The following is a 20,745-nucleotide window of genomic DNA, read 5'->3' on the forward strand; positions in this document are numbered from 1 at the left end:
AGAAACCGTTTTTGTGCAATGTGCAAACGATTTCAATGGTGGACGAGATATGCATGAATTATGACTCAAATGAGACGAGCATCAGGTAAACTGCAACAGCATTAGGGAACTGTTTGATATCAATCGAAGTCTTCTCAATGAATTTATCTACTCTGTATTGTAAGGTGTTTCGATGCATGTACAATTTTTTGGCAGCTAGCGAAGCATTCATATTGCACTCCAAATACGTTTTCACTGATTCTAACAACGTCTTGTCATTCATTACAGGCTTAATCATTTTATTCATCATTTGCAAACTGGACGGTGGTAAATTGTGCAACAAAAAATAATTGGTAATATCTTGTTCGATAAAGAAAGACTTTCTCGGAAAACTTTTAATGACATTTGAAAATAAAGTGGTTTCCCATTCATACCTTTCGAAAATATCAGCGCAGGCTAGAATAGGTGAACCAATATATAACGATACTTTAACAAAAAAGTCAGCCGTAATCGTATCAATAATTGACTGCACCGAAAGATCTTCATCGAACTCAGAATTAATCTGTTGTATGATTACAGCCTCTTTAATGGTTTTCCATAGAAGAGTCTTTGCTGATGGAAAAAGTCCTTGCACTGCTTCAGCAAACTCTTCTCTTTCAGGTAATTCTCCATTAATATGTAGATGAATGAACCGGACAGGTGTTGAGATAATTTTCTCTATTTCACCAATATCGATTTGTTTCTCATCGATCAGCCATTCATAAATAAGTCGGTCTTGACTGTCTTCTGGTACCAACTGAATTTCTTTCCCATCAAACAAGGTTTTCAGTAAGACAATTTCCTCCTCAGTGAGCTTTGTTTTATCAAGAATTAACTCACGATTCTCTGAGAGATGCAACGATAAACGGTTAGCATCGTGTAAATGATTATCTGAAATTGCGTGGGCATAATACCGTTGTAATCGATCATACATGGGTGGTACTTCCTTTCTGAAAATAATAGTTGAACCACGGTCTAATGGTCTTCATATACGTGATACAGCATTAAGTCATGAACACAAGAAGCTAAAAAGTCTTTATCTTTTTCTTCGATAGAAGGTGGAGAGAGCCAGTTAATTTGACCATCTTTATAGTACTTTCCCCGAAATAATGACCGCTGGTAATAGAATGAAAATTCCCACTCTTGATTGATCATATTGTTTTTAATTTCTTTTAATTGAAAATGAGTAATCATCGTTTATCCTCCTAAGGGGTATCGTAATTGTAGGAATATTTTTATCGTACCATGAAGGAGATATAGTTAAAAGAAAAGTTCAGTAGGGAGAAATAAACACGCTAGTCATTGATTTGAAAAGCAAGGATTGATTATGATTTAATTTGGGAATGGGAAATATGATACACCATAAAATGAAACAAGATAGTTACTTCTAAATGATAATGAACAACAGTTGTAAAAAGAGAGGGTATGACATGTTAAATGAACTAATGATACTTTTCATGCTTATGATAATCGGAGCTATTATTGGTGGCGGAACGAATGTGATCGCCATTCGTATGCTTTTCAGACCTTATCAGCCTATAATGATAGGATCTTTCCGTCTCCCATTTACACCTGGATTGATTCCAAAAAGAAGAGGAGAAATAGCAGAAAGTTTAGGTAAAACAGTGGAAGATCATTTAGTTACACCTGAAGGGATCCAGGAAAAACTTAATGATGGTGTGTTACTAAAAGAAATAGAAGAGCGACTATCTTTAGCTGTTCATGATCTCTTACAAGATGAACGTACGTTAGATGAATGGTTAGATCATCATTTAGAGAAAAAAGATCGAATGGTTCAGCTAAGAGCCTCGGTTGAAAAAGGGATAGAAGCGAAATTAATGTCGGTGTTTGCAGATTATAAAGTCCGTCCATTAAAGGAATGGATGCCTCTCACGTTACAAGAGCAAATAAAAACGAAAATTCCGGATGTTTCTAACAACATTTTAAAAAAGGCAGAAGATTATCTTCAGTCTGAAGACGGAAAAAGGCAAATGGATGAGATGGTCGCACGCTTCTTTCAATCAAAAGGTAGCGTGACAAGTATGTTTGGCAGAATGGCTAACCGTTTCTCATTATCTTCAACAATTTCCAGAGAAATCATTCGATTTTTAAATGAGCGTCATACGAAACAACTTTTAACCAAATTATTGATCAACGAATGGGAAGCGGTAGTTGAGAAATCGCCTTCGCAATTTATAGAAGACCAATGGATGGAAGAGAAAGTGCACAAACTGACGATGGCAATAGTAGGTCAAGCTCCGTTTGTAGGCGAATGGGGGCAACCTATGCGAGCGTGGAGTATAAAATATGAAAAGGTGATACAAGAAACGATTTTACCATCAATCATGGCATCCGCATCAACGATTTTGTCGCGTTATATAAAATCTATGATACGAAAGATTGGTATTCGTGAAATCGTCGTTGCGGAAGTGAACCAATTTCCTCTCGCTCGTTTGGAGTACATGTTATTGATGATTGCTAAGAGAGAATTAAAGATGATTGCTTTTTTAGGAGCGTTGATAGGAGCTCTCGTAGGCTTTTTTCAAGGTATTGTGATACTTTTTTTCATTTAATAAGTCTGTACGGGATGAATTCATATTTAATTCATGTTATAGTCGTTTAAGAGTCCACATACGTGCGAATTTAGATTTGTAAAACTGATTACTTGACTCAAACGTACGTATAAAATTGAAGGAGGACAATTGTAATGGCAAACCCATACGATAAGGCACACGAACTAGCAAAAGAAGTAAAAGAAAGTGAAGAATTCACGAAGTTACGTGATCTTCACAACGAAGTAAATGGAGATGAAGTAGCAAAGCGCATGCTGGACAATTTCCGCCAAGTGCAAATGGAACTTCAACAAAAGCAAATGCAAGGTGAACAAATCACTGAAGAAGAAATTCAAAATGCACAGAAGCAATTTGAACTTGTTCAACAGCACGAAGTGATTTCAAAGCTTATGGAAGAAGAGCAACGCATGAGCCAATTAGTTGGCGAATTAAATAAAATTATCACTGAGCCTCTTGAAGAACTCTACGGAGTTGACCAACAACAAGAAGGTTAATATAGGATTAGAAATGGTCAGGAGCCTGTTGGTTCCTGGCCCTTTTTTGTTCTAATACTTTGTCCTTACTCATATATAGTATCAATCATTGTAATTGAGGGGGAGGAACAACTATGGCATATCGCTTACTCGCCTTAGACATCGATGGAACCCTTTTAAAATCGAATCATCGGTTAACAAAGGAGACAAAAGAAGCCATTGATTATGTAAAGGATAAAGGTGTTTACATTACTTTAGCAACTGGAAGGTCATTTTTTTCAGCAAGAAAAGTAGCTAAATCATTGAAGCTTTCTTCACCATTTTTAATCACCCACGATGGAACGTTTTTGGCTGAAGATGTTAGTTCTCCCGTTTTTGAAAGGAGATTGAATGCAGAAAAGGTTTATCAAGTGGTAGATATTCTTGAGAATTATCATTGTCACTTTCGACTCTTCCACGAAAAATACGTCATAGCCAATAAAACTAAACAAAAAAGCCAGTTGATTTCAAGGGTGAATTTGCAAATGACAGATCCGCTGTTTTATCCAACGCATTATGTAGAATCTGTTAGCAATCGCTTGATTGATCAACCACTAAGCGTATTGAATATTCGAGTTCAATTTTGGAATAAACGTGAGCAAACGGATGCTTTGGAAGAACTTCAGGAAGCTTTGACAGGTGTAAGACTATTTTCTAGTATCGACGGAGAAATTCATATCACTCATGAAAGTACTTCCAAAGCGATTGCTCTTCAGAGTTTGGCTGACCGATTAGGAATAAAGGCTGAAGAATGTGTTGCGATCGGAGCAGATGAACGTGATCAAGATATGATCGCATTTGCGGGATTAGGAGTTGCTATGGGGCATGCACCTGCCTCAGTGAAAAAAATAGCCGACTGGGTGACACGTTCCAATGATCAAAGCGGGGTTGCTTATATGATAAAAGAAGGCTTTAGAAAACAGCTTCGTATTGAGGTGGAGCAAGTATAAAAGTAAGCTGTCTGCTTTTAAGCAGACAGCTTACTTTTATTAGTAGTGTCCTAATTCGTGTATCAGCTAAAATTCAATTATTAATTAGGATAATGAGATTGATTTCACTCTTCACATCAAATAAATCTCATAAAAAACAACAGCGCGACTTCTGTTTAATAAGCTCGTAAGACAATTGTGCTAATATACGAAAGAGCAGTTATAATAAGAGTACAGTAGTGGAAGGAGAGGATCAGATGGACGAACAAAAATTAACGAAACGTTTTGAACAAGCTTTAAAGGACCATAAAGATGGAACACCTCAACTATTTTTATATTCTTTAATGGATTTTTCTTTCGATTACCTTGAAGAAGAAGAAATAGTTGAGTTGAGCGCTCCAATATCTGAAGTGATGTATAATCCTGTCGGGTTTATACATGGAGGAATCATTACATATATGGCTGATACAGCAATGGGGCATTTGTGCGCGGCTTTTGGTGAACGTCCTTCAGTGTCTTTGGAATTGAAGACGCAATTTATCAAGACAGCAAAGACAGGAGAACTTAAAGCAAAAGCTTATTTCATTAAAAAAGGGAAACAAGTCCAATTCGTAGAGTGTATGATTCATGATGAACAGAATCAACTCTTAAGTAAAGTTACGGGAACGTTTTACACGATTTAAATAAACGATACAGAAAAAGGTTCCTTCAACTAAAAGCCGTTGAAGAAACCTCTTTTTGGTCGATGAATCCTTTATTGAAAGTTGTTAGTTACGGATGGAAGTGGACAAGTCCTCCCGAAGATTTAGTGACCCGACTAGGGTAATCCATTAGATTTTCAGCTTGCAATCTCTCCACTCCTTTTTCAGAAGCTTCTTTATCATCCCCTGCTTCGATCACTTCGTTTAAAAGGTTCTCTCCAGCTTTACTGAATGCTGTTAAATAATATTTCGCCATGAAAATCGCCACCTTTATAGAAATTTGTACTAGTTATCCTATTCCCTTCTTACTCGCTTAAAAACGTATAGTCTTAATTTAATGTTTCACGAACAAGTAGGCATACGTTTGAATAGACTGGGCAGAAAGGGAGGAGATAAGATGAACAAACAAGAAATGAAAAAACATTGCGAGGAACATATGCATAGGTATGTTCTTGTCACTACGAAAGATCAACAGCAATTTGATGCGATTCTTGAGAGCGTGGATGATGAGAATGTTTCATTTGCAGTACCTTTAGGCGGGCATATGATGCAGGAAACCATGATGCCAACATCTACGAATGGAGGCTTTGGCTATGGATATAATAATGAATTTGAGCAGAGGCAGTTCAATCCTTATTATGGCTATCAACCTTATTCATACTATCCACCATATCCGCTATATCCACCATATCCGTACTACCGGCCTCGGCGTTTCCAACGGCTAGTGTTACCACTAGCAGCGTTAGTTGCCTTGTCTACTTTACCTTACTTTTAAATAGAACGACATCGACCCAGCGGTATGGGTCGTTTTTTTTGTTACGATTTCGTCATTCTACGAACGTCTATTCGCTTGTGTGGTATAATTTTAATAGAAAGGGGAATGAACATGATTCGATTTATTCATTGCGCAGATTTACATTTAGGCCGTACTTTTCAAACATCAGCAGACATGAGTGAAGCTTTTATTCACCAAGCTGTGCAGTCTTCTTATCGATCCTTCGAAGCAATTATCCAAGAAGCCATTTCTAGAAACGTAGACTTCGTGGTCATAAGCGGTGACGTGTATGATCAGAAGAAACGCTCTGTTAGAGCACAATGGTTTGTAAAAAAGCAAGCAGAAAAATTATTAAACCATCATATACCTTTGTTTATTATTCATGGCAACCACGATCCAGAAGTAGGTGGACATGACCTGATTGACATGCCTGAAAATGTTCATATTTTTCCGACTGAAGTTACTCATAAAGAACTAAAAACCTTGCAAGGAGAGAAAGTAATTCTTTATGGATTTAGTTATCCTCAGTCAGCCTATACAGAAAATCCAGTACCCGCTTATCATAAAGTAAAAGATGAATTGGCTTTTCATATCGCTCTTCTTCATGGCCAAGAGAAAGGACAAGTAGGACATGACCCTTATGCACCTTTTACCCTGTCCTCACTCGAAGAAAAGGAGTTTGATTATTGGGCATTAGGTCATATCCATAAACGACAACTGTTAAAAGAAAACCCTCCTATTGTTTATCCTGGCAACATACAAGGCTGCCACCGGAAAGAAACTGGGGGTAAAGGAGCTTATTTCGTAGAATTAACCCATTCTGAAGTTCGCTTACAATTTATCGAAACAGCACCAGTTCGCTGGGAGCAGGTGAGCATATCAATTTCTGAATTACATACAATCGATGAACTTCTTGACGAATATCACGAGCAAATAGAAATGATGAGCCCGAGTTATAACTGGATCGTGATGTTAACAATAAAAGGACAAGGTATTCTTCATGAAAAACTTGCCGATAAAAAAGTATTGGATGAATTATTCCATTTAATGGAAGAAGACATAGGTGGCGAACATCTTTGGATTGATCGCATGGAGATCCATACTCAACCCGAACTAGACAGAGATGCTTGGAGGATCCAAGACCACCTCTTAGGGGATGTGGTGCGACTGCGTGATGAACTGGAAGCTGATGGAATGTTAAAAGAAGTGGTATCACCTTTGTTTGAACACAGGAAAATCCGTAAGTATATAAATGAGATGGACGAAGAGGAGTGGAAACAAGTAATAGAATCGGCGGAAGGTATGATTCTCACGTCTTTACTAGATGAAGGGAGAGATGAAGGTTGAAGCTGAAAAAGATACAAATATATGGATTTGGGAAATGGATAGATCAGTCTTGGGATTTAAGTGAAGAGCCATTATCTCTCTTTGTTGGACATAATGAATCAGGGAAATCGACGTTAATGGCCTTTATACATGCCATCTTCTTTGGTTTCCCTTCCAAGAGGGAAAATCAATATTTACCTAGAGACTCAAACAAGTATGGAGGTACCTTAATCATCGATCTTTATCCTTATGAGAATTTATCTATTCAACGAGTTGGTGGTAGAAGACAAAAAGGACATGTTACCATTCATTACCCAGATGGTCGGACAGGAGATGAACAAGATCTCCACACCCTATTGAAGGGATTGGATGTAAACACATTCAAGGGGATCTTCCATTTTGACTTAGATGGCCTTCAAGAGATGAAAGGGATGACACCTAAAGAATTGAATCGGTATTTATACGACGCCGGTATGACCGGAGCCAGTAAATTGGCTTCACTAGAAAAAAGTATTGAGCAAATGAGTGACCGATTATTTAAACCGAGAGGAAAAAAGACAGAAATTAATGACTTGGCTAATCAATTAAATGAATTAAAGCAAAGTTTGCAAAAATGGGAAGATCAGTTAAACAATTATGGGGAGATTCAAGCGTCTGTAAGAGAAATAGAACAGACATTGGTACATATGAATCACGAGCAAAAAAAGATTCAACAACAGCTACGAAAACTGGATAAGCGAATGTCTTTATCAAAAGTTGCTAATGATTGGAATGCTTTAAAGCAACAGATAGATTCTCAAGAAAATATAGAACGCTTTCCATTGAACGGTGTGGACCGATTAGACCAACTAAATGAATTATTAGCAGAAAAAGGAGCTAAAAGATTACACGAGAAAGAAAAGATTCAAGAAAAGTATAATGAGTTAGAACTTTTGGTGACCGAATTCTTGGATGAACAAACAGCAATGAATCTCAATATGACAGTTGAACAGTTACCTTTATATAAAAATTGGCAGGATGAAGAGATTCAACTTTCCTTCAAAGAGGGTGAACTCGTAAAACAGCAAAAATTTATTGAAGAAGAATGGGTTCCATATACGAAGAATGAGTTTCATAAAGCAAATATTCATGGTTTTATTATTGATAAATATGAACAGTTAAAAGAAAAGTGGCAGCTACTCTGCAGACAAGAAGAGAGCTTAACTGAAGAGAAAAATCGGTACAATCGAGAAAAAACAGTGATAGAACAACAACTTGAATATGAGAAAGAACATCTCTTGTCTGCGGAAGATGAACGAGAGTATGAACAGAGCCTTTTGCACCATGGAAATGAAAAAATCATAAAAAAAGAAAAAGAGATGCTGATTGAACAACAGGCTTGGATAAAAAAAGACAAGGAACGATTAGAGTCTAGTATAAAATCTAAAATGAACGGTTTATATAGTTTCATGCTCGTGATTGCTATGCTTGCTGTTTACCAGATCTTAGTTTCTGATTATGCTCTTCTAATATTTCTTTTTATTTCCAGTGTTATTCTTCTTTTTTTCATAAGAAAAACTAGGGTAGATCACAAACGAGAAACAGAAAAGTTGGAGGCAGAAGATAAAGAAAAAAAAGATCGAATAAGAGAGTTTAGCATGGAGGAAGCTGGTACCGTAAATGTAGTTCAATTGGAACAAATATTAAGACAAAATCAGGAAAGAAAAATACAAGTAGACGTGAAAACTCAAAAAATCACTTCTATTCGGCAGCAAATGGCACAATGGGAAGAAGATAGGAATCAATTACTAAAAGAATGGACGTCATTTCATGATCACATGGCTGCATGGACGGAAGAAGCTTCATTACCTTCTGATAAAGAAGTGATGTTTTATGGGCGATTTTTATCGTCAATTAAAGAATGGAAGCAAATAAATCGAGAGTGCCTTACTATTATTGAAAAACGAAGTGCATTACAGAAAAAGATGACCGAATACGAAAACAGTGTTTATTCCTTATCAACTAAGTGCCAAGTAAATGTTCCGATTGAGGCGACTGTTGAAGAACAGGTGAGAGCATTAAAGCAGCTTATGAAGTCAAAAATGGAAATGGAAGAGGAAAAACGTCGTTTGAATGATCAGGTGGCTTTAAGTGAGGATGTACTGTTGCAAACAGAACAAGAGCTTAAACAAATCAAAAGACAGAAACAAGAACTTCTTGCGTATGCTGAAGTTGAGCATGAAGAGACTTTTCGAAGTAAAGCTGAGCAATTTGCTGAGCAACAAAGAATGACTGGGCGTTTGCGGGAATGGGATCTTCAAATGATGGCTATTATTCCAGATAAGATGGAACGAGACAAAATGATTCAAGAAATCTTCTCCCGTGAAATGGATGAAGAATTGGAACAGGATCAATTAAACGAAAGGCTCAATCAGATAGAGCAACAAAAAAATGAGCTTTTGACCAGCCTTTCTCACGAGAAATTAGAGCTAAAGCAGCTTGAAGAAGAAGGAACCTATGAAGAACAGCTCCAACGGTTTATGACGCGGAAAGAAAAATTGAATAACTTGGTGAAACAATGGGCTGTATTTAAAACAAGTGAATATATGATCCAGAAAGTAAAAGCGATCTACGAAAAAGAGCGACAACCAAAAGTGATGAAGAAAGCACAAGAGATATTTTCTAAATTAACTGAAGCTAAATATCCTTACTTGTTTGCTCCTCTTGGAGAAGAACGATTTTTAGTCGAAAGAAATGATGGACAACGGTTTGAGCCTAATAAATTAAGCAGAGGGACCTGTGAACTGCTCTATTTATCCATTCGCCTCTCCTTAGCTATTGAAGATTCTACTAAATGGAACTTTCCATTATTTATGGATGAAACATTGGTAAATATGGATAAACAAAGAAGAGGAGCGGTGCTTGACTATTTACATGAAGTATCGAGAAAAAGACAAATCCTCTTCTTCACGTGTCATGATCATATAAAAGATGAAGTGGATCGAACAAAACTAGGAGTCATCACTCATGTAATCACTCCATAGGAGCGGTCTTGTCTTTTCTTAAATTTATGTAAAAGTGTTGTTGTATTTCAAATTTTAATGATTTTGTATTAAACTAAATTTGATAAACTTTGATTGTTAAAGAGGTACAAACTAACATCTTTGAATGAAGGGCTCTTGTTCAAGTATACTTTTACTAACAACATAGTTAGGGAATACCTCAGATAAAACACGATAATTACAAATAATAAGGTTAAACAAAGGATGATGACCATGAGTGAATTTCAAGTGTACTTAGTTGAAGATGAAGAAAATTTAGGACAAGTCATCAAGGCCTATATGGAAAAAGAGGGTTGGAAAGTAAAGCATTTCACTGATGGAAAAGATGCTCATGAAAACATTCAAGAGCCGCCTCATTTATGGATTCTTGATATAATGCTGCCAGGAATGGACGGCTATCAATTGTTGAAATCAATTAAAAGTGAAGCTGATACGCCTGTTATATTTATTTCTGCACGGGACAAAGACTTAGATCGTGTGTTAGGACTTGAATTGGGTAGTGATGATTATTTAGCGAAGCCGTTTTTACCGGAGGAATTGCTAATTCGTGCGAAGAAGCTGTTAAACCGTGTTTATCCACCAGAAGTACAGGATGAAGAAACGATCGAATTAAACGGTTATATTATTGATCCAAAATCAAGAACGGTTCAAGATGAAAATACGCCAATCGAATTAACGACAAAAGAAATGGACTTAATTATTCTCTTAGCCTCAAACTTAGGGAAGGCCCTTTCCCGAGAAACCATTATTGAATATGTATGGGGCAGTGACTATTTTGGTTCTGAACGAGCGGTTGATGATGTGGTGCGAAGGGTGAGGAAGAAATTATCACGTATTCATGTAGAAACTTTATATGGTTACGGGTACAGGATTCTCTCTTCATGATTCGACTGAATTTAACGCAACGAATCTGGTTCTCGTTTATATCAATCCTGTTAATGGTGGCTCTTTTAATTGGGGTAATCTATCCCATATCGCTTAAAGGGACTCTTACGGAAGAAACTTACCGAATTATAGAACAGGAACAAAATCGTCATACCAATCCCTACGGAGAGTATTTAATTCCGCCACATTCTGAACTTGATTTTATTGAAAGACGTGAAGCTGAGCGTTCCGTAGGAAATGTGTTTTTAATGAACCAGTTCGGGACGATTGAAGGTGACCCTGTTCCCAGTGAAGTATTAAGAGAGATGGGGGACAGAGCGCAAGAGCAAATGACCCGTCGAGGACGTTACGAGTTAACATACAATGAGGCTACTTTGTTTTATGTTGTGTATAAGGTATATACGACGGGGGGAGAAGCTTATCATATTTCATATATGTGGGATACTTATCGTGACCAAATGGTTAACAGACTTTGGGGGAGATTAAGTTACATCATGCTGTTTGCCAGTTTAATGAGTTTAGTCCCGGCTTTTTGGTTAAAGCATTACTTGAAACAACCTTTGACAAGTTTAGGTAACCACTTTGAGCAAATTGCTGAGCGGAACTGGCAAGAACCATTCCATTGGGAAGGCGATGAGGACTTCGAGAAGCTTTCAAACCAATTTGAATCGATGAGGCAAAACCTTATTAAATTTGATTCGGCTCAAAAAACGTTTATTCAACATGCTTCTCATGAGCTGAAAACACCGATTATGGTCGTGAAAAGCTATGCTCAATCAGTGAAAGATGGAATCCTTCCAAAAGATAATATGGAGCAAACGATGGATGTCATTATTGAAGAATCTAATCGGATGGAAAAAAGAGTAAAAGACATGCTCTATTATACGAAACTTGATTCACTCAAAGAGACACCGATGGATATGGTTGATTTTCCTTTTGGTTCCATTGCTTACCACGTTGAAGAACGATTCCGTTTAGCTAGAGACGATGTGAAGATCTCTGTTAAAGGAGATCAAACGATGTTCTATGGTGATAAAGAACAAATGAGTGTCCTTTTAGAGAATTTAGTGGAAAATGCTTTAAGATACGCTATCCACACGATTGATATGGAAGCAGAAGAGATAGAGGGGGACTACGTTTGCCTGCATGTTAAGAATGATGGCGAAAATATACCTGAAGATGAACTGGATCATTTATTTATTCCGTTTAGAAAAGGGAACAAGGGTCAGTTTGGTTTGGGCTTAGCCATTGTAAAAAGAATTTGTGAGCTTCACGGAGGCTATCCGAAAGTGAAAAATACGGAGACGGGTGTTACCTTTACAATGATGATCCCTAAAGTGAATAAACAAGCAAAGAACAGCTCGAAATCTTCTCTATAAGGGAGTTCGAGCTGTTCTCCTATTCACTTTCAAAAGGTAAGATTATGATATAATAATAACCAGAAAAGCTTGGGGAGGTATAAATTGTATGAAGAAAGGGATACACCATCATCAAATTGGAGAAGGCGTGGACACGTATTTGCTAATTAAAAATGCCAAAAGAGGAATAGCAAGCAATGGAAAACCATTCCTAACATTGCATCTTTCTGATAAAACGGGAGAAATAGAAGCAAAGCTTTGGGGAATCTCTCCTGAAGATGAAGCAACTTTTTTAAGTGGCACGGTTTCTCATATTCAAGGAGAAGTCCAAGACTTTCGAGGCATGAGGCAACTTAAGATCAAAGCAATCCGTCCTACTTCAAGTATGGATCAAGTGAAACCGGATGACTTCTTGCCGTCCGCTCCAAGAAATAAAGATGAAATGTTAGAAGAAGTAACTCAATACATTTTCGATATGCAGAATGCTAAAATACAACGAATTACTAGACATTTATTTAAAAAACATCAAAAAGCTTTTTCTGTTTCACCTGCTGCGACGAAAAACCATCATGAATTTGTTTCTGGCCTCCTTTATCATGTGGTTTCTATGTTGCAATTAGCTAAAAACATTTCTTCGTTGTATCCTACCCTAGATAAAGATCTCTTGTATGCTGGTGTCATTTTACATGACATGGCGAAAGTGAAAGAACTTTCAGGGCCTATGGCTACGCAGTATACGATTGAGGGGAAGCTTCTTGGACATATTACCATCATGGTAAATGAAATTGAAGAAGCGGCTAATGAACTGGGGATTGAAGGTGAAGAAGTGTTAGTTTTGCAACATCTTGTTCTTTCACACCATTCCAAAGGAGAGTGGGGTAGTCCAAAGCCACCGTTAATTAGAGAAGCGGAGATGTTACATATGATAGATAATATTGATGCAAAAATGAATATGTTGGATCGTACATTGGACCGTGTTCTTCCAGGAGAATTTTCAGAACGTGTCTTTGCAATGGATAATCGATCTTTTTACAAACCGACGTTTCATGAAAAGCCGATAGATTTATAAATTCATCGTAGGGTGCTTTTGATGCATAGCTAAAGCCACAAATAAACATTCACATGGAGATGTGTTTGTTTATTTGTGGCCATAGTTCGTATTAGAAGTGCCCTTTATTTTCATCGAGTCCATCCAACTCCTGAAACATTTTGCTTATCATTATTATACTGGTTTGATTTGCTCTTCGGATTCAGTTATTCCTCCATCTCTACTCAAAATTAATAAATCCATAACCACTTCACTTTCAAATACTTCGTTGCAACTTGAAGTAAGCCATTCGTTAAAAGTAAGTGACTCGCAGTCTTGCCATGCTGACTGCCAATGAGCTAGTAAAAATGTCTCTACTCTCTCGTGAACAATGGGAAAATATACAAGCGAAGAAGTTGCTGTGTTTTTATCTAGTCTCTCCATAACATGTTGAACAAGTTTTTGTTGGAATTCACCGTACGTCATTTCGTTTAAACGTAAATCTTTCATGAAAGCACCACCAATTTTAGTAATTTGATACTTCTTTTCCCTCTATCACCCATTTCAAACATCTATCATATTTTAATAGCTTTTTCATATATTACTAGTAAATGAATTATAACGAGGAGTGAGTGAATGAATGCTGTAACTGTCGTGCTAACATTAATAGGAGCTGTTTTTTTAGCTTTTGTGATAAGGCTACTCTCTTTAACGAGTATTAGTGAATATGTACACAGCCACCCATGGTGGGTATATCTTGTTATGATAGGCATAGTGGCTAGTGGTTTCTTTACAGCCATACACTGGATTAAAGATAAACAACAAGAAAATGGCTCGCCAAAGTCAATTTCTTTGGGAGCCAAAATCTTTCGGTAGACATTAACAAACGTAAGCGGAACCTACAATAATTAATAGAATAAACAACACAACGATGAGAGTAAATCCGTTGCAATTAGAAGACGGTGTATAACCTGACATGATATTTCACCCTTTCTATTGTCGATGTTGGGAAGACGTCCCGTATTTAAGTTATGTTCAAAAGAGTGTATCCGTTCATAGGCGAACATGGAAATGAGATCAGGGGGTGAGATCAGGGGGACGGTTCTTGCGGTTGAGATGCGTAGCAGCTACTTAGCAAGACCCGACAGATCAGGACGAAAATGAGAGGAATCCAGAGGAAATAAAATTGCTACATTAGAAGGTGCCCCAAAAGGTTTTTACTTTTGGGGCACCCTCTTCATTGTATCCTGCTTATTCAAATAGGTGACTAAAATCTTCGTCAAGTACATTAATATCTATATTATTCATCATTTTTTCTTGTTCTGAGTTCATTTTAGAAATTTTTCGGTCATTATAAGCTGATCGTAACTGTTCCATGACTTCTTCAAAATCATCTTCAAAATGAGTGCGGTCTGTAACTTCGATAATATGGTATCCAAATTGACTGTGGACAGGATCACTTAGCTCACCAATTTCCAAGCTAAATGCCGCTTCCTCAAATGGCGGTGCCATCGTTCCTCTCCTGAAAGTACCTAGTTCACCTCCGTCATCTTTAGAACCAGGATCACTAGAATATTCTTTAGCAAGTTCTGAAAACTCCTCACCTTCGTTAAGCTGGTTAAGTACTTCAAGAGCAGTGTCTTCATCACTTACAAGAATGTGTCTCGCTTCAACTTCCTCTCCCATTTCGTATTCTTCTAAAAGTTCCGTTTCAGTCACTTCGCCTACCTGGCCAATACGGTGCTGCATAACGAGGTGATTAATAACTCGTTCACGTAAATCTTCTTCGCCTGAAATTCCTTGTCTTTGCATTAATTCATAGAATTGTTCTTCATTTGAAACGCCGAGATTCTCCATCAAAAATTCGATTTCTTCTTGTATTTCTGTTTCTTCAATTCCTATTTCTTCTGCTTCTGCAACAATAACTTTATTTTGTACAAGTTCTATAAGTACTTGTTCCCCATATTGATCTTTGAGGGTTTGAATAAATTCTTCTTCAGTAATATCTCCAACACTTGTTTCTACAATCACATTTTCAGAATGATTATTATCATTATTTTGAAGCTCATTTTCATTTTGATTATTATTTGCTTCAGAGTCGTTTGTGCATGCTGTTAATGCAACTGAACTTGTTAAAGATAAGATGAGTATAAGTTTTTTCAATTTTTCCACTCCCGCATATTCGTTTCCTAATAGTGTTTATAACTTCGTATTACTATAGCATAATCATGGAATGTTTGGAATCAATTATGACAAAGTGATTTTGGGCTTAGTTCAATTACCGGAACCGTGACAAACGTCCATACAATTCTTTTTCATTCTAATAAGATGTAATGAACGTTAAAACAAGGAGGAATGTAAACATGTCTCACTCATACCAATCTGGTTTTGCTTTACTCGTAGTGTTATTTATTTTATTAGTGATCATCGGTGCATCTTGGGGATACTAAGGGTCTTTAAGTAGGACTGAGGTACCAGCTCACGGCAATTGATGATCTAAGGGATCCTTCCGTGTCACTTATAAGTCTGTAGAAAGATAAAGAGGTGTAAGATAGACATTTGAGAGCCAGAATAAATCCATTAAAAAGAACAAGCAGAATAACCTGCTTGTTCTTAGTTTTTTCATTTAAATGACAGATAAGAAGTTCTGATTGAAAATCAAGTTAAAAAGATTCTGAAGAAAGATGACGTAATGAGAATGGTAATCAGTACATTAATGGTGCGAAAAACCTTCGCTTGTCGCTCTTCAGGGATTTCTTTCTGTATACATAATGAATTGGTCATAGAATTAATTATAAACAAGTAGAGTGTTGCAAAAAGCAAAAAAGGTAAATACAACATCTAGTAACCTCCAGTAAGGTAGACTCTTATCTTAACTTTATCAAAGATAAGGTGAGATCAAAGTTTTTAAGAATTAGAAGAAGGGAACATGAATAAAACAGATATACTTGCAAGTTTTTAATTTCGGTTGCCAATAATACTCCTTATATTGTAACAAAGATTTCTCTCTGCGTGAAATGAACGACTTTGATTACTGGATTAAAAAATGAAAAGGAGTCTCTATCACATCGTTTGCTCGAAGCTCAACTGCTAAAAAAGATGATCATTCGTCGTCGCTTGCTATTAGTATAACACGTTTTTATCTTCAGGATGGACACCCCGCACGATGTTGGGTGAGAATGTGATATACAGTAATCTTAAGATTTAGTAGAATGATATTTAATGGTGAGATTCATTGTATCAAAAGGTTGATGATGATCTCTGAACATATTCTCTTTCAGAGGGCAAGACTACTGGGCAATTGCCGAAAGGGAGCGTTCATCTTCCTCTTAAAAAGAATAATTAACAAACGAAGAATTTTTATTTATAGAAAGATACAAGAAACATGTAGGGGGTTGCTATGGCCAATAGAGAAGTGAACAAATGGAAAGTTGCATTTTTCATATTATTAGCTGTAATAGGGATTGTGATCATGTCAGGATTCATTTGGTTTTATCAGACATTTCCAGAACCGCAAAATGAGGATTTTTCCATTAGGGAAACAGGAGAACAAGAAAGACCTTCTTTTTCCATTTCAACTAGTCGAGAAGATCTGAACTTGTGGTTGCAGCAAGAATTGGAAGAAGAGGAAGAATCAGATATGTATGATATGTATATTGACGACGCAGTTTATTTAGAAACGAGATTATCAGCATTTGGATTTGAAGTACCATTAGAAATGAAGCTAACTCCTCATGTAACAGAAGAAGGTAATATAGAGCTAGAAGAGGAATATTTCCAAGTATCGAATATCAATTTACCATCAGAACGTGTATTTCAAATGATCGCTGCTAATGTTGATTTACCAGAATGGATTTATGTCTTAGCAGAAGATAGAAAATTTTATGTTAATGTTAGAGAAGGCGTTTCTGAGGACATCGATGTAAGAGTTCAATCATTTGACTTAGAAAATGACGACATTGAATTTCAGATCACATTTCTCGACTAAAATAGGTAATGACACTATTTAGAAATAAGATTATCTACAAAAAAGAACCCTCTAAAAGGGTTCTTTTTTCAATGCAGGATAAAGGACATAAAATCCATCACGATTTTCTTCAATTAAACACTCTTTCGGAGCTGTTTTTATTTGTTTGAAGTTCATAAAGTCATATACGCAGATTCCTACATTTAGAGCTGACATCATCGCAATATAATGGACGAATTGTGGCAGCATTAATGCTGTCACCACTGAAACGCCAGTTAATAAGAAAGCAGGAGAACTAGTAGATAATAAACTTAAATGTTTTGATAAAGGCTGTTTCGTTGAGTAATAAAAATATGGCCATTGTTTTTTTCTGATACCGAACGTCGCTTTTTTTCCGACGAGCCAAATGGGTAAGCAGTGTAACATTAAATGTATAGGTAGAACCATCGCTAAAGATAGAAGCAGAAACCCTGCCCCAAAATCTACAAGTGGTGCTTTAGGCAAAAAGGTTCTGAAAACCATGAAGAATACTAAGAAATATCCGATCATGATGATAGACGATAAAAACCAAAGACGCACTTTTCCAAATTGACTTTCTACTGAAATCGTTTTTAAGCAGTTCATCTGCTTCCACCTCCTTGAGTTGTTGCTTCTATGATGATAGTTAATTTTTTTCTAAGAACTTCAATCAATCAAGCACTATAGTAACTTACGATGAATCGGCGAATAAATCAATGGTTTTGAGCAAAAAAAATATAAAATTTTTTTTACTGCGGGATTGAAAAGATCTTAGAATCAAATATCTCGATATATCTCTTAATTACTCGATTTATAGCCACTTTTTCTTTTTTGAACTTTTATAGGCGTCGATGTCCAAATAATAAGTGAATTGTTCAAACGATAGTTAAATGAACAGACAATTGAACGTAAAAAAATAAACCAGTTCAGAATGAACATGAACTGGTTTATAGAATTAATTTTATATTTCTTGTTTGTCTATATTCGTGCTTGTTGCTTCCTTGTTTTTTGAAACTGGAATAAGCTTTCCGTCTTCTTCAGTAAAGTCCTCTTCGAATTTAGACAATGATGTCTCAAATATAGATATAAAATCAGGACCGTACACATGCTTAACAATGCTAATTAACTCAGAGAATTCAGGAAATTTCCCGTATAAATCTTTAATCGGAAGAGACCCACTATAGACACCATATGTGTTTGGGTTATAACATTCGAATGTTTCAAGGAGAAGTTTCTCTCCTTTAGGAGTCAAATACACATACGTATTCCGTTTATCCGTTTGACGTTTCGAAAAAGTTAATAATTCTCGTTCTTCTAGTTTTTTAGAAAAGTTGAAAGCGGTTGAGACGTGCATTACGCCAAATTTAGCAATATCAGAGATGGATGCCCCTTCTAAGTGATAAGCAATCCAAAGAATGTGATGTTCATTAATATTTAAATCAAAAGGTTTAATCCACGTTTGCCAATCTTTTTCAATCGATTTCCATAATGCTTTGCTTAATTGAGCAATTTTATGACTAAACATGATGGATTGTTTCAAAGACTGTATAGGCTGTTGATTCATATTTTCCCTCCATTCATATTTTAGTAGAAAGGTTATGTTCTAGAAACGAAGTCATTCGTTTTTTGAACAGATGCCATAGAGACTCGAAATTGATTTTTTAGAAAATTCATTATTTTATTAGAAAAATGATATTAACATCATAACATAGTAAATGAATGAATCTCAATATCCTTTCTGTATTTTCTGAAAACTCATGATTGAATTTTTGGAAAGGGAGGAGGACGCTAGTAATAATAGTAACAAAGGAATTAATAACTCAAATTAAACAAACCTAGGTAGCTCATATAGCTTAGATACCTAGGTCTGAAACAGAGTAAAGTTCTTTTAATTTTATGAATGGAGAGTATCAATATTATAGAGGACTAAAGTTAAGTTAAAGCGTTAAAGCGATATACCAAATAATTATTTATTTCTTTTCATAAACGATATCATAAAGTCACGAAGAACTTCCACATGTTCAATGGGCACTGCATTGTAATTCGATACCCTGCACCCGCCTACAGATCGATGACCATTTAAACCTACAAATCCAGCTTCTTTTGCTTCAGTTAGAAATGCTTTTTCAAGTTCCTCTGTTTGGAGACGGAAAGTGATGTTCATAAGAGAACGAGAGGATACTGCTGCATGCCCAGTATAGAAGCCATTAGAATCATCGATAATGTCATAAACTAACTTCGCTTTTTCCTTAGCTAGTCGCTCCATTTCTTCGACTCCGCCTTGTTCGTTTATCCAATCTGCCACTAATCCTGTAATATAGATCGCTGCAGTCGGGGGGGTGTTATATAAAGAGTCCTTACTTGCATGTTGTTTATAAGATAATGAAGGTGGAACTTTGCTATTTGCTGACTCCAAAAGAGACTTTCTCATGATAACGATGGTTACTCCAGACATACCTGCATTTTTTTGTGCGCCTGCATACACCATATCTAACTTTTCCCAAGGGATCTCTCTGCTTAAAATATCACTAGACATATCTGCAATGACTGGGATATTAACATTATTTGGGAAATCAGGCCATTGTGTTCCGTATATCGTGTTATTTGAAGTGATATGGACGTAAGCAGAATTCTCTGGTAACTCAGTATAATCAACGTGAGGGATCCATTTATAATCTTGATCTTTTGAACTGGCTAAAGTATGAACATTTCCGAGAGCAGCGGCTTCTTTCTGAGCTTTTTCTGACCATGAACCAGTTAACACGTAGCTCGCAGACTTACCTTCTGTTAAGAAATTGAGAGGAACCATAGAGAATTGAAGAGAAGCCCCTCCTTGTAAGAATAGAATGTCAAAATCTTCAGGTATGTGGAAGATCTCTCTTAGCTGATCCATCGCATGAAAATGGATTTTTTCATAGAGTGGACTGCGATGGCTCATCTCCATCACTGCCATGTTAGATTGTTCAAAATTGAACATTTCTTCTTTCGCTTTTTCCAATACTGGAGCCGGAATTGGACTTGGTCCAGCATTGAAGTTGTAAACAGTTGTCATCTTACAAAACCTCCTGGGAAGAATAGTGGAAAATTCTCTAAAATTTCAGAAAAGAGTGTTTAAAAATAAAATTGTACGAGAAAAATCCCGCACAATCAATAGAAATTACTTGATTTTAAAGCTTAGATTGAATTTGTTCAGCAACTAGTTGCAAATCGTCAGTAGAATATTCGCTGCTATGATCATGCCAAACGGCACCGAATCCGTCACCTTTACCGTAACGGGGGATCAAATGGACATGATAATGAAAGACAGATTGTCCAGCAGCTTCACCGTTGTTATTTAGCATATTTAAACCAACAGGATCGAAAGCTGAATTGATCGCATTAGCGACTTTTGGAACAGCTTTAAAGACATGTTCAATCGTTGTTTCTGAGAGTTCGAAAATGTTTTCTTCGTGGTTTTTAGGAATGACTAATGTGTGCCCTTTAGTGACTTGGCTTAAATCGAGAAAGGCTAATACGTGTTCATTTTCATACACTTTTGATACAGGGATCTCACCATTGACAATCTTACAAAAGATACAATCTTCTTTTCGATTCATTCATATCACCTCATTAGTT

24 protein-coding genes are annotated in these 20,745 nt (G+C 36.5%); 13 read left to right on the forward strand and 11 right to left on the reverse strand.

The annotated features are described in order from the left end of the window. Positions 1-58: 58 nt before the first annotated feature. Positions 59-952, reverse strand: coding sequence for a PucR family transcriptional regulator (locus CR194_RS00695; RefSeq protein WP_110607728.1), 894 nt, complete (start codon positions 950-952; stop codon positions 59-61). A gap of 41 nt (positions 953-993) precedes the next feature. Continuing rightward, positions 994-1,212, reverse strand: a complete 219-nt coding sequence (locus CR194_RS00700; RefSeq protein ID WP_110607729.1) for a DUF5342 family protein — start codon at positions 1,210-1,212, stop codon at positions 994-996. 263 nt (positions 1,213-1,475) lie between these two features. Here CR194_RS00700 and CR194_RS00705 point away from each other — a divergent pair, with 263 nt between their 5' ends. The 4 genes from CR194_RS00705 to CR194_RS00720 all read left to right on the forward strand — a co-directional run bounded on the left by CR194_RS00705 (position 1,476) and on the right by CR194_RS00720 (position 4,715). After that, entirely contained in the window at positions 1,476-2,591 is a 1,116-nt protein-coding gene (locus CR194_RS00705; RefSeq protein ID WP_158282126.1) for a DUF445 domain-containing protein, read from the forward strand. 134 nt (positions 2,592-2,725) lie between these two features. Beyond that, positions 2,726-3,085, forward strand: coding sequence for a YlbF family regulator (locus tag CR194_RS00710; protein ID WP_110607731.1), 360 nt, complete (start codon positions 2,726-2,728; stop codon positions 3,083-3,085). Between the two features lie 113 nt (positions 3,086-3,198). Continuing rightward, positions 3,199-4,053 (forward strand): Cof-type HAD-IIB family hydrolase, encoded by an 855-nt coding sequence (locus CR194_RS00715; protein WP_110607732.1) that lies wholly within the window; start codon positions 3,199-3,201, stop codon positions 4,051-4,053. A gap of 236 nt (positions 4,054-4,289) precedes the next feature. Then, on the forward strand, positions 4,290-4,715 hold the full coding sequence (locus tag CR194_RS00720; RefSeq protein ID WP_110607733.1) for a PaaI family thioesterase: 426 nt from the start codon (positions 4,290-4,292) through the stop codon (positions 4,713-4,715). An 88-nt stretch (positions 4,716-4,803) separates the two neighbouring features. Here the strand turns inward: CR194_RS00720 and CR194_RS00725 are convergent, their stop codons facing one another. Beyond that, positions 4,804-4,989, reverse strand: coding sequence for a YhzD family protein (locus CR194_RS00725; protein ID WP_110607734.1), 186 nt, complete (start codon positions 4,987-4,989; stop codon positions 4,804-4,806). A gap of 141 nt (positions 4,990-5,130) precedes the next feature. Here CR194_RS00725 and CR194_RS00730 point away from each other — a divergent pair, with 141 nt between their 5' ends. The 6 genes from CR194_RS00730 to yhaM all read left to right on the forward strand — a co-directional run bounded on the left by CR194_RS00730 (position 5,131) and on the right by yhaM (position 13,187). Next, positions 5,131-5,508 (forward strand): hypothetical protein, encoded by a 378-nt coding sequence (locus CR194_RS00730; protein WP_110607735.1) that lies wholly within the window; start codon positions 5,131-5,133, stop codon positions 5,506-5,508. 111 nt (positions 5,509-5,619) lie between these two features. Then, the gene (locus tag CR194_RS00735) at positions 5,620-6,855 is read left to right on the forward strand and encodes a metallophosphoesterase family protein (RefSeq protein ID WP_158282127.1); all 1,236 of its coding nucleotides are present in this window, start codon (positions 5,620-5,622) and stop codon (positions 6,853-6,855) included. Further along, entirely contained in the window at positions 6,852-9,857 is a 3,006-nt protein-coding gene (locus CR194_RS00740; RefSeq protein WP_110607737.1) for an ATP-binding protein, read from the forward strand. The genes CR194_RS00735 and CR194_RS00740 overlap by 4 nt, the downstream gene beginning before the upstream one ends. A 231-nt stretch (positions 9,858-10,088) precedes the next feature. Further along, complete coding sequence (locus CR194_RS00745; RefSeq protein ID WP_110607738.1) at positions 10,089-10,760, forward strand: response regulator transcription factor; 672 nt, start codon at positions 10,089-10,091, stop codon at positions 10,758-10,760. Next, positions 10,757-12,139 (forward strand): sensor histidine kinase, encoded by a 1,383-nt coding sequence (locus CR194_RS00750; protein WP_110607739.1) that lies wholly within the window; start codon positions 10,757-10,759, stop codon positions 12,137-12,139. Before CR194_RS00745 ends, CR194_RS00750 begins: the two co-directional genes overlap by 4 nt. 88 nt (positions 12,140-12,227) lie before the next feature. Then, complete coding sequence (yhaM, locus tag CR194_RS00755; RefSeq protein ID WP_110607740.1) at positions 12,228-13,187, forward strand: 3'-5' exoribonuclease YhaM; 960 nt, start codon at positions 12,228-12,230, stop codon at positions 13,185-13,187. Between the two features lie 153 nt (positions 13,188-13,340). On the opposite strand, the gene CR194_RS00760 is transcribed toward yhaM, so the two are convergent. Beyond that, entirely contained in the window at positions 13,341-13,655 is a 315-nt protein-coding gene (locus CR194_RS00760) for a hypothetical protein (RefSeq protein WP_110607741.1), read from the reverse strand. 126 nt (positions 13,656-13,781) lie between these two features. Between CR194_RS00760 and CR194_RS00765 the strand changes: the two genes are divergently transcribed. Further along, positions 13,782-14,021: a sporulation YhaL family protein gene (locus CR194_RS00765; RefSeq protein ID WP_110607742.1), complete on the forward strand. Its 240-nt coding sequence runs from the start codon at positions 13,782-13,784 to the stop codon at positions 14,019-14,021. 3 nt (positions 14,022-14,024) lie between these two features. Here the strand turns inward: CR194_RS00765 and CR194_RS00770 are convergent, their stop codons facing one another. Continuing rightward, positions 14,025-14,123, reverse strand: coding sequence for a type II secretion system protein (locus CR194_RS00770; protein WP_110607743.1), 99 nt, complete (start codon positions 14,121-14,123; stop codon positions 14,025-14,027). A gap of 273 nt (positions 14,124-14,396) precedes the next feature. After that, entirely contained in the window at positions 14,397-15,308 is a 912-nt protein-coding gene (locus CR194_RS00775) for a peptidylprolyl isomerase (protein WP_110607744.1), read from the reverse strand. Between the two features lie 200 nt (positions 15,309-15,508). On the opposite strand from CR194_RS00775, the gene CR194_RS00780 reads away from it, so the two are divergent. Next, entirely contained in the window at positions 15,509-15,595 is an 87-nt protein-coding gene (locus tag CR194_RS00780) for a YjcZ family sporulation protein (protein ID WP_110607745.1), read from the forward strand. Positions 15,596-15,803: 208 nt separating this feature from the next. On the opposite strand, the gene CR194_RS20455 is transcribed toward CR194_RS00780, so the two are convergent. Beyond that, positions 15,804-15,983 carry a hypothetical protein gene (locus tag CR194_RS20455; RefSeq protein ID WP_110608927.1) on the reverse strand — a complete coding sequence of 60 codons (180 nt, stop codon included), beginning with the start codon at positions 15,981-15,983 and terminating at the stop codon, positions 15,804-15,806. A gap of 562 nt (positions 15,984-16,545) precedes the next feature. Between CR194_RS20455 and CR194_RS00790 the strand changes: the two genes are divergently transcribed. Beyond that, positions 16,546-17,133 (forward strand): YpmS family protein, encoded by a 588-nt coding sequence (locus tag CR194_RS00790; RefSeq protein WP_110607746.1) that lies wholly within the window; start codon positions 16,546-16,548, stop codon positions 17,131-17,133. A gap of 51 nt (positions 17,134-17,184) precedes the next feature. On the opposite strand, the gene CR194_RS00795 is transcribed toward CR194_RS00790, so the two are convergent. From CR194_RS00795 to CR194_RS00810, 4 genes are all read right to left on the reverse strand, one after another. Continuing rightward, complete coding sequence (locus CR194_RS00795) at positions 17,185-17,736, reverse strand: DUF3267 domain-containing protein (RefSeq protein WP_110607747.1); 552 nt, start codon at positions 17,734-17,736, stop codon at positions 17,185-17,187. 355 nt (positions 17,737-18,091) lie between these two features. Continuing rightward, positions 18,092-18,694 carry an HTH-type transcriptional regulator Hpr gene (locus CR194_RS00800; protein WP_110607748.1) on the reverse strand — a complete coding sequence of 201 codons (603 nt, stop codon included), beginning with the start codon at positions 18,692-18,694 and terminating at the stop codon, positions 18,092-18,094. Between the two features lie 402 nt (positions 18,695-19,096). Further along, positions 19,097-20,182, reverse strand: a complete 1,086-nt coding sequence (gene serC / locus CR194_RS00805; protein WP_110607749.1) for a 3-phosphoserine/phosphohydroxythreonine transaminase — start codon at positions 20,180-20,182, stop codon at positions 19,097-19,099. 115 nt (positions 20,183-20,297) lie between these two features. Beyond that, positions 20,298-20,726, reverse strand: coding sequence for an HIT family protein (locus CR194_RS00810; protein ID WP_110607750.1), 429 nt, complete (start codon positions 20,724-20,726; stop codon positions 20,298-20,300). Positions 20,727-20,745: the final 19 nt, after the last annotated feature.

It is taken from the genome of Salipaludibacillus keqinensis, assembly GCF_003226325.1.
Taxonomy (GTDB): Bacteria; Bacillota; Bacilli; order Bacillales; family Salisediminibacteriaceae; genus Salipaludibacillus; species Salipaludibacillus keqinensis.